The organism is Micromonospora sp. 4G55 (assembly GCF_016803375.1).
Genome location: NZ_JAEVHN010000895.1, coordinates 1 through 2,088, shown reverse-complemented (window position 1 = coordinate 2,088; position 2,088 = coordinate 1). Strand labels below are relative to the sequence as shown.

The 2,088-nt window shown below is 73.8% G+C and carries 4 protein-coding genes; all 4 read left to right on the top strand.

Annotation, left to right across the window (positions count from 1 at the left end):
- Positions 1-249, top strand: a 249-nt coding sequence (locus JNW89_RS35805) for a carboxypeptidase-like regulatory domain-containing protein (protein WP_238452383.1), incomplete at its 5' end; no start/stop codon positions are given.
- A 31-nt stretch (positions 250-280) separates the two neighbouring features.
- On the top strand, positions 281-424 hold the full coding sequence (locus JNW89_RS35800; protein WP_238452382.1) for a hypothetical protein: 144 nt from the start codon (positions 281-283) through the stop codon (positions 422-424).
- On the top strand, positions 415-1,518 hold the full coding sequence (locus JNW89_RS35795; RefSeq protein ID WP_238452381.1) for a phage tail sheath C-terminal domain-containing protein: 1,104 nt from the start codon (positions 415-417) through the stop codon (positions 1,516-1,518). The genes JNW89_RS35800 and JNW89_RS35795 overlap by 10 nt, the downstream gene beginning before the upstream one ends.
- 1 nt (position 1,519) lies before the next feature.
- On the top strand, positions 1,520-2,005 hold the full coding sequence (locus JNW89_RS35790; RefSeq protein WP_238452380.1) for a phage tail protein: 486 nt from the start codon (positions 1,520-1,522) through the stop codon (positions 2,003-2,005).
- The last annotated feature ends 83 nt before the right edge of the window (positions 2,006-2,088 follow it).

The window sequence follows — 2,088 nt, the reverse complement described above, 5'->3', positions numbered from 1 at the left end:
ACCCTCGACGGCCGGGTGGTCGGCCCGCAGGAGCAGCCCCTCGCCGCGATGCGGGTCGAACTGGTCGGCACCGCGCAGGCCACGCACACCGACCCGGCCGGCCGGTTCCGGCTCACCGGCGTGCCGGACGACCCCGAGCAGCCCGGCCCCGTCCGGCTGCGCCTGGTCGGCCGGGGCCACACCCTCACCGCCGACGTCGACCCCGCCGACACCGACCTCGTCATCGTCTGCGAACCCCCGGCCCGCTGACCCCGGACCGCCCCGCGCACCAGGAGGACCGATGCCCAACTACTTCTCCCCCGGCATCTACGTCGAGGAGGTGCCGAGCGGGGCCCACCCGATCGGGCCGGTCGGCATGAGCACCGCCGCGTTCGTCGCATCGCCCCGGACCGCGGCGCCCACGTGGACCGGGCGATGCCGGTGAACAGCTGGTCGGAGTTCCTGCGGCTCTACGCCGGCGGCGAACGCCCGGAGAGCACCCCGCTGGCCCGCGCCGTCTTCGGCTTCCTCGACAACGGCGGCACCCGGTGCTGGGTGGTCAACGTCGGCGAGGGCGGCCAGCTCACCGGCGGCGGCCAGCGCCGCGCCGGCCTGCAACTGCTGGAGGCCGTCGACGAGGTGTCCATCCTCGCCGCCCCCGGCTTCCACGACCCGGTCTCGCACGAGGCCCTGCTGAGCATGGCCGAGCGGCTGCGCACCATGGTGGCGATCTGCGACCCGCCACCGGGCATCGACGACATCTCGGCGCTGACCCGGGTCGCCACCCCCAGCTCCGCCCGGGCCCCCCGCGCCGCCGACGGCAAACCCGCCGAGGGTACGGCGAAGCCGGCCGACGACGGCGGCGGCACCGTCGCGTACCGGCCCCGGCAGTCGGACTTCGGCACCTGCTACTTCCCCTGGCTGCGGGTGCGCGACCCGCTCAGCGGCGAGCTGGTGCTCACCCCGCCGAGCGGGCACATGGCCGGCATCTGGGCCCGCACCGACGGGCTGCGCGGGGTGCACAAGGCCCCGGCCAACGAGCCGGTACGCGGCGCCGTCGACCTGGAGTACCTGGTCACCCGCCCGGAGCACGACGTGCTCAACCCCAAGGGCGTCAACGTGATCCGCTACTTCGCCGGCGAGGGCATCCGGGTGTGGGGCGCCCGTACGCTCGCCGCCGAGGCCAGCGAGTGGCGCTATCTCAACGTGCGGCGGCTCTCCATCTCCATCGAGCAGGCCATCGCCAACGGCACCCGGTGGATGGTCTTCGAGCCGAACGACTTCTCGCTGTGGCGCTCCATCCGGCGCGACATCGGCGCCTTCCTCACCCGGGTCTGGCGCGACGGCGCCCTGCTCGGGCGCACGCCCGAGGAGGCGTTCTTCGTCAAGTGCGACGAGGAGACCAACCCGGCCGACGTACGCGACGCGGGCATGGTGGTCGCGCACATCGGCATCGCGGTGGTCAAGCCCGCGGAGTTCGTGGTGTTCAAGCTCAGCCAGTGGGCCGGTGGCACCGAGACCGAGACGATCGGAGGCTGAGATGACGACTCCCGCCACGCCGCAACCGGGCGCGCCGGTCGACCCGTACCGGGCCTACAACTTCAAGCTGCTCATCAACGGCATCACCAACGGGCACTTCACGGAGGTCAGCGGCCTGGAGGTGACGATCGCCCGGCGGGCGTACCGGGAGGCGGGCAACGACCGGATCCGGGCCGTACCGTGCCAGGTCGACTACGCCCCGGTGACCCTGCACTTCGGGCTCACCTCCTCCCGCGAGCTGTGGGACTGGGTGCAGGCCGCGGCCCGGGGGACGGTGAACCGCCGCAACGTCTCGGTGGTGCTGCTCGACGCCGCCGGCACCAGCGAGGCGCTGCGCTGGAACATGATCAACGCGTGGCCGATGCGGTGGCGGGGCGCGCACCTGCACACCCTCTCCCAGGAGATCGCCATCGAGGCGCTCACGCTGGCGTACGAGGGCCTGGAGCTGGAGTCGGGCAGTGCCAACGCCGCGCCCAGGACCGCGTAGCTGGCTGGCCCGGCGGCTCCGGGACGCCGCCGACGCCGTCGAGCGGTGGGAGTTTCGCCGCGACCGCCGGTGGCCCGCCGGCC